Origin of the sequence: Flavobacterium sp. (assembly GCF_021151785.1) — a bacterium.
GTDB lineage: Bacteria > Bacteroidota > Bacteroidia > Flavobacteriales > Flavobacteriaceae > Flavobacterium.
Genome location: NZ_JAGKWP010000118.1, coordinates 1 through 6,576 on the forward strand (window position 1 = coordinate 1; position 6,576 = coordinate 6,576).

A 6,576-nucleotide genomic window follows, 5' to 3' on the forward strand; every position below is an offset into this window, starting at 1 on the left:
TATGTATACAATTGATGTAAATTTATTTCAATTAAATTGGTTCAGCATATAGATCAAATTCTGTAGCATCAGTAATTTTTAGATTCACAAAATCACCGGTTTTTAAATAATGTTTTGAAGCATCAACTAATACTTCGTTATCAACATCTGGACTATCAAATTCGGTTCTTCCAATAAAATATTGTCCTTCTTTTCTATCGATAATACACTTGAATGTTTGACCAATTTTTTCCTGATTTAGTTCCCATGAAATTTGTGCTTGTAAATCCATAATTTCTGCTGCACGAGCTTGTTTTACTTCTTCTGGAACGTCGTCAACTAAATTATAAGCATGCGTGTTTTCTTCGTGAGAATAGGTGAAACAGCCTAAACGTTCGAAACGCATTTTTTCAACCCAATTCTTTAATATTTGGAAATCTTCTTCGGTTTCACCTGGATATCCAACAATTAAAGTAGTTCGAATTGCCATGCCCGGAACCGCAGTTCTAAAGTCCTTTAACAATTGAGTAGTTTTCTCATATGTAGTACCACGACGCATTGATTTTAGGATATTATCAGAAATGTGTTGTAATGGAATATCAATATAGTTACAAATTTTAGGTTCACGCTTCATTAATTCTAATACGTCCATTGGAAAACCTGTGGGGAAGGCATAATGTAAACGAATCCATTCAATACCTTCAACTTTTAATAAAGCTTCAAGTAATTCTGCTAAATTCCTTTTTTTATATAAATCTAAGCCATAATACGTTAAATCTTGAGCAATTAAAATCAATTCTTTAACTCCGTTTTTAGCTAATTTTTGAGCTTCGATTACTAAATTCTCAATAGGTGTAGAAACGTGTTGACCTCGCATTAACGGAATGGCACAAAAACTACATGGACGGTCACAGCCTTCAGCAATTTTTAAGTAAGCATAATTTTTAGGTGTTGTAGTTAATCGTTCACCAATTAATTCATGTTTATAATCGGCACCTAATGCTTTTAATAATAAAGGTAATTCCGTTGTGCCAAAAAATTGATCTATATTAGGAATCTCTTTTTCTAAATCAGGTCTATAGCGCTCAGACAAGCAGCCAGTTACAAAAACTTTGTCTACAATACCTTGTTCTTTTTTTTCTGCATATTCCAAAATGGTATTAACCGATTCTTCTTTGGCATTATCAATGAAACCACACGTATTAATTACGATGATATTACCTTCATCTTCAGTTGCTTCATGGGTTACTTCTTTACCATTAGCTTTTAATTGTCCCATTAACACTTCACTGTCATACACATTTTTGGAACAACCCAAGGTAATTACATTGATTTTATTCTTTTTTAAAGATTTCGTTCTCATAGACTTAGCTTGCTTTTTTTGAAAATGACTGCAAAATTACAACTTTCTTTTTGAAATTAAACATAAATAAGGCTAAGTAAATAAAAAACGCCCACTAAAAGTGAGCGTTTGTGAAATTTTACCAACGTAATTAGAAATTAATTACATAAGTTAGTGTTACATTATTATTGTAATTTCTGATTCTTGCAGAATCATTTAACCCTGAAGTTAATAAGTATTGATTGTAATTTCTATGTTCATTAGTATAAGACAAATCTAATCTTGAACCTCCGAAATTGTATCCTAAACCACCAGAATAGGCGCTTAAGTCACCCATTACATAATCATTTTTATAAGGACTTTGCTCAAATCTATATCCTGCTCTAAGGCTCCATTGTTTTATTTTGTATTCGCCACCTAAACGTAATTCATAATTATCACTTAATACATTTTTTATACTATTGTTTAAGTAATTATATAATCCGTCATTGGTTGGTTTAAATTTAGTGTTTGCGTAATCTTTATAAATATAATCAATACTAAGCAAAGCATTTTTACCAAAAACATAAGCAAAACTTCCCGTCAATTTACTTGGTGTTTGAATTTTGTATGTTGGATACACATTGGTTAAACCCGGATTGACATTTATGTTACTTTCAGTTGTACCATCCGTTTTTAAGGTTTGAAGTCTTTGTGTTAACTCGTCATTTAAACGATACCAAGTAGGTGTTTCGTAACTAAAACCAATTCTGGAATTATTTTTCAATTTATAGATAGTACCAAAATTCATAGAGAATCCAGAGCCATAAGTATACAATTGATTGTCAAATTGTGCAGCTAATAATGTGTTTCCACTAGAGTATGGTAAGTTATTGTTACTTTCATATAATGAAGAAGTTCTTGTGTAATCTGTGAACATGAAATTTAAATTCATACCTATATATAAACGATCCATGTAAGAACCTGATATGTTGGCTGTGAATTTTCCGTTATATCCTTTTGAGGTAATACTGTTTCTGTGATAATAATTTCCGCCAGTTGGAACATTAGTCCAATAATCATTAGTAGCTGAAGTTGAAGTGTCTTCGTCAAAAACATACCCTTGGTATCCCAACATGGCTTGTTGAGCATCAAAATTATAGTTTTCACCAAGGTAATTGTATAAACTACCAATGCTTTCACCTGGTTGAGTTTCTAAATAACTAACATCAATACCTTGTGCCTTATTTAAGAAATAATCACCCATAGAGTGGAAAGGGTTTGTTCCTTTGCTATTAATAGTGTTGTCCAAGTGACTTACTTTTTCATAATTCAATCCTAAAGTAAATTTATTCCAACCACTTTTAGCACTTTGATCTTTAAAAACAAAAACGGCTCCAAGTTGATTGATATCAAGTGTATTGTCATTAGATTTTACACTTGTCCCAAAGTAATTAGCATTGTTATAAATGTTAAAGCTTGTAGCTGATACAGCTGCTTGATTATTGTTAAATATGGATGAGCCCGCAGGGTTTACATTTAAGGAAGATAAATCTCCACCTACAGCACCAAAAGCCCCACCCATAGCTCTATATCTAGCTGTTCCATTTAAACTTTCAACTCCATATCTCAATGCATCACCAATATTGGTTTCTTGTGAATAAATGAAATGAGCACCCAATGCTAAAAATGATAAAATTATTTTTTTCATAATTGATAAATGTCTTATTTAATCTTTAGATTCTAAATTTAGTTATCCTCTGCGTCCGCCTCCGCCTCCGCCACTTCTTCCGCCGCCAAAGCTACCGCCTCCGCCGCCAAAATTTCCACCTCTTCCGCCGCCAAAGTCAGAACTTCTTGGGGTAGAATAGTTGTTAGTTCTTGGTTGAGAAGATTCGTATCTAGGTCTTGGGGTGTCATAAGTTCTAGGGCTTTGTTCTCTAGGTTGTGTATTTATTCTAGGTGTATTATAATCTCTAGGTTGTGCATTGTAATTTCTAGGTTGGGTATTGTTGTTTGGATTAACAGTTCTAGGTGTTCCAAATGTATTTGTTCTAGGTGTGCCTAGAGAATTATTTGTTCTTCCAATGCCAGATTGTCTTCCTGTAGAATAGTTACCATTATTGAAATTGTTATAACTTCCACGTCCACCATTATTTCTAACAACGTTTCTGCCGTACCAACCATATCCACCATAATAAGGATAATATCCACCATATCCACCATATCCATAAGGACCATAGTACCCTCCGTACCAGCTATTCCAGCCCCAGCCCCATGCGCCGCCATAATAACCTCCATACCAACTATTCCAACCCCAATAAGGATCATACCAACCATTGTTCCAACCCCATCCCCAAGAACTATAATAACCCCATGGACGGTAGTATCCACCCCATCCCCAATAAGGCGAGGAGTTATAAATGTTTACAGATACATTTCCTGTTTGGTTTTGACCCCAACCTGCATAACGAGTAACTTGGTCTTGATTGTGTACAGTATCTCTAGTAGAATTGTAATTATCAATATTAGTAAAAATCTCACCATCAGTTGGATATTGACTCTGCATGTCTCTAAATTGTTGCGCGTATTTATTGTCTTGAACTACAACAGTTTCGTTTTGTTGTCTGTAGGTTACATCTTCTGTGTCAGCACCATAAACACCATCATTATCATAATATGAGGAATTTTGATAAGAGCCACATGCGGTAAGTAACAAAGAACCCACAAATAGATAAAAAAATCTATTTGTTTTTAGCTGTGAAAAGTAATTAGTAATCATATATACAATTTTTTATTGTTGGTCAACGTAAAATTAACTAGTTTTGTTGCACGAATTTAAAATAAATAAATCAAATTTTGTACCAAATTAACAAATAATGAGTAAAAAATTAACAACTAGAGCTGAAGATTACTCTAAATGGTATAACGAATTAGTAGTTAAAGCCGATTTAGCAGAGAATTCAGGAGTAAGAGGATGTATGGTAATTAAACCATACGGATATGCAATTTGGGAGAAAATGCAAGCCCAATTAGATAAAATGTTTAAAGAAACTGGACATTCAAACGCATATTTCCCCTTATTCGTGCCCAAAAGTATGTTTGAAGCAGAAGAGAAAAATGCAGAAGGATTTGCTAAAGAATGTGCCGTTGTTACTCATTACCGGTTAAAAAATGATGAAGAAAATAAAGGAAAATTAATTGTTGATCCTAATGCTAAATTGGAAGAGGAATTGGTAGTTCGTCCTACAAGTGAGGCAATTATTTGGTCTACTTATAAAGGTTGGGTGCAATCGTATCGTGATTTACCATTGTTAATTAATCAATGGGCTAATGTGGTGCGTTGGGAAATGCGTACACGTTTGTTTTTACGTACGGCTGAATTTTTATGGCAAGAAGGACATACCGCTCATGCTACTAGACAAGAAGCGATTGAAGAATCAGAACAAATGATGCATGTGTATGCAGATTTCGTTCAAAATTTCATGGCTATTCCCGTAGTAAAAGGTTTAAAAACAGAATCAGAACGTTTTGCTGGTGCTGAAGAAACCTATTGTATTGAAGCCTTAATGCAAGATGGGAAAGCATTGCAAGCAGGAACTTCACATTTCTTAGGGCAAAATTTTGCAAAAGCTTTTGATGTGAAATTTGCAAATAAAGAAGGAAAGCAAGAGTTTGTATGGGGTACTTCTTGGGGAGTTTCAACACGTTTAATGGGGGCATTAGTGATGACGCATTCTGATGATAACGGTTTAGTGTTGCCTCCAAATTTAGCCCCAATTCAAGTGGTAATTGTGCCAATTCATAGAACAGATGAGCAATTAGACGCAATTTCAGCTCAAGTAAAAGAATTGATGGTTGAATTGCGTAAAGTAGGTGTTTCTGTTAAATATGATGATAGAGATACACAAAAGCCAGGGTTTAAATTTGCAGAATGGGAATTGAAAGGCGTGCCAGTACGTTTAGCTATTGGTCCAAATGATTTAGAAAATGGCACTTATGAAGTAGCTCGTCGTGATACTTTGACTAAAGAAGTGGTTTCTAAAGACGGAATAGTAGCTTATTTACAAGGCTTATTGGCGCAAATTCAAGCAGATTTGTATCAAAAAGCGTTTGATTTTAGAGATGAACATATTACTGAAGTGAATTCGTGGGATGAATTTGTTGAGGTTTTAGAAAATAAAACTGGATTCATTGCCGCGCATTGGGACGGTACAGCAGAAACTGAAGAAAAGATTAAAGAAATGACAAAAGCAACGATTCGTTGTATTCCTCTAGATAGAGTAGAGGAATTAGGAAGTTGTGTGTTAACAGGTAGACCTTCTAAAGGAAGAGTGTTGTTTGCAAAAGCCTATTAAAAAATAATTTACATATTGTATTAAAGACAAGCCACAATGGAACAACTATTGTGGTTTTGTTTTTCAAGTTAATTAGCGATAAGGGGGAGAAGGGTGGAATAAAAAAACAAAAAAAAATGTAATTGTAAATTCTTGATTTTTAATAAATTTTATTTTGAGGTTGAAAAAAATATAAAAAAAAGTATTCCACCTCTTGCAGAAATAAAAATTAGTAGTATCTTTGCACTCGCATTACAGAAATAATGTAATGGCCCGTTCGTCTATCGGTTAGGACGCCAGGTTTTCATCCTGGTAAGAGGGGTTCGATTCCCCTACGGGCTACACAGTTTACTGAAAACTTTAAAAACAGGCTTTGGCCCGTTCGTCTATCGGTTAGGACGCCAGGTTTTCATCCTGGTAAGAGGGGTTCGATTCCCCTACGGGCTACAAAATTAGTTGTAAATTAGTTTTATAAAACAAAAAAGAAGTGTCTCTCTTTTTTGTTTTATTAGTTAAAACCAAAGTGATTAATTTTTAATTGTGGGAGGTTTTTCTTTTTTAACTAATAGTTTATATAATTATTACAATTAAATTAAAAGGAAATGGCAAATCATAAGTCAGCTTTAAAAAGAATTAGAAGCAACGAGAAAAAAAGAGTATTAAATAGATACCAACACAAAACTACGCGTAACGCTATCAAAGCTATCAGAATTTCAACTGACAAAGCAGAAGCAACAGCAAAATTACCAGTAGTTATTGCAATGATTGACAAGTTAGCTAAAAAGAATGTAATTCACTCTAATAAAGCTTCTAACCTAAAGTCTAAATTAACAAGACACGTAAACGCTTTATAACATAAGCTTAGAATACTTAAAAGCCTTGAAGAAATTCAGGGCTTTTTTATTTGGATTATTTTCTTACTTTTTGTAAGTTTACATT

At 33.7% G+C, this 6,576-nt stretch carries 5 protein-coding genes and 2 tRNA genes; 4 read left to right on the forward strand and 3 right to left on the reverse strand.

Annotation, left to right across the window (positions count from 1 at the left end; genetic code table 11):
* Positions 1 to 31: 31 nt before the first annotated feature.
* From rimO to QZ824_RS10170, 3 genes are all read right to left on the reverse strand, one after another.
* Positions 32 to 1,342: a 30S ribosomal protein S12 methylthiotransferase RimO gene (gene rimO, locus QZ824_RS10160; protein ID WP_291275907.1), complete on the reverse strand. Its 1,311-nt coding sequence runs from the start codon at positions 1,340 to 1,342 to the stop codon at positions 32 to 34.
* A gap of 130 nt (positions 1,343 to 1,472) precedes the next feature.
* Positions 1,473 to 3,011 (reverse strand): transporter, encoded by a 1,539-nt coding sequence (locus QZ824_RS10165; RefSeq protein ID WP_291275908.1) that lies wholly within the window; start codon positions 3,009 to 3,011, stop codon positions 1,473 to 1,475.
* A 42-nt stretch (positions 3,012 to 3,053) separates the two neighbouring features.
* Complete coding sequence (locus QZ824_RS10170; RefSeq protein ID WP_291275909.1) at positions 3,054 to 4,082, reverse strand: hypothetical protein; 1,029 nt, start codon at positions 4,080 to 4,082, stop codon at positions 3,054 to 3,056.
* 97 nt (positions 4,083 to 4,179) lie between these two features.
* On the opposite strand from QZ824_RS10170, the gene proS reads away from it, so the two are divergent.
* The 4 genes from proS to rpsT all read left to right on the forward strand — a co-directional run bounded on the left by proS (position 4,180) and on the right by rpsT (position 6,491).
* Positions 4,180 to 5,658: a proline--tRNA ligase gene (gene proS, locus QZ824_RS10175; RefSeq protein WP_291275910.1), complete on the forward strand. Its 1,479-nt coding sequence runs from the start codon at positions 4,180 to 4,182 to the stop codon at positions 5,656 to 5,658.
* Between the two features lie 249 nt (positions 5,659 to 5,907).
* A tRNA-Glu gene (locus QZ824_RS10180) sits at positions 5,908 to 5,979 on the forward strand.
* A 33-nt stretch (positions 5,980 to 6,012) separates the two neighbouring features.
* A tRNA-Glu gene (locus QZ824_RS10185) sits at positions 6,013 to 6,084 on the forward strand.
* A 155-nt stretch (positions 6,085 to 6,239) separates the two neighbouring features.
* Positions 6,240 to 6,491, forward strand: a complete 252-nt coding sequence (gene rpsT, locus QZ824_RS10190) for a 30S ribosomal protein S20 (protein ID WP_014388980.1) — start codon at positions 6,240 to 6,242, stop codon at positions 6,489 to 6,491.
* The last annotated feature ends 85 nt before the right edge of the window (positions 6,492 to 6,576 follow it).

Bases quoted from the DNA above. Each gene is read 5' to 3' on its own strand.
- rimO (WP_291275907.1), bottom strand. From the start codon at position 1,342: ATGAGAACGAAATCTTTAAAAAAGAATAAAATCAATGTAATTACCTTG.
- QZ824_RS10165 (WP_291275908.1), bottom strand. From the start codon at position 3,011: ATGAAAAAAATAATTTTATCATTTTTAGCATTGGGTGCTCATTTCATT.
- QZ824_RS10170 (WP_291275909.1), bottom strand. From the start codon at position 4,082: ATGATTACTAATTACTTTTCACAGCTAAAAACAAATAGATTTTTTTAT.
- proS (WP_291275910.1), top strand. From the start codon at position 4,180: ATGAGTAAAAAATTAACAACTAGAGCTGAAGATTACTCTAAATGGTAT.
- rpsT (WP_014388980.1), top strand. From the start codon at position 6,240: ATGGCAAATCATAAGTCAGCTTTAAAAAGAATTAGAAGCAACGAGAAA.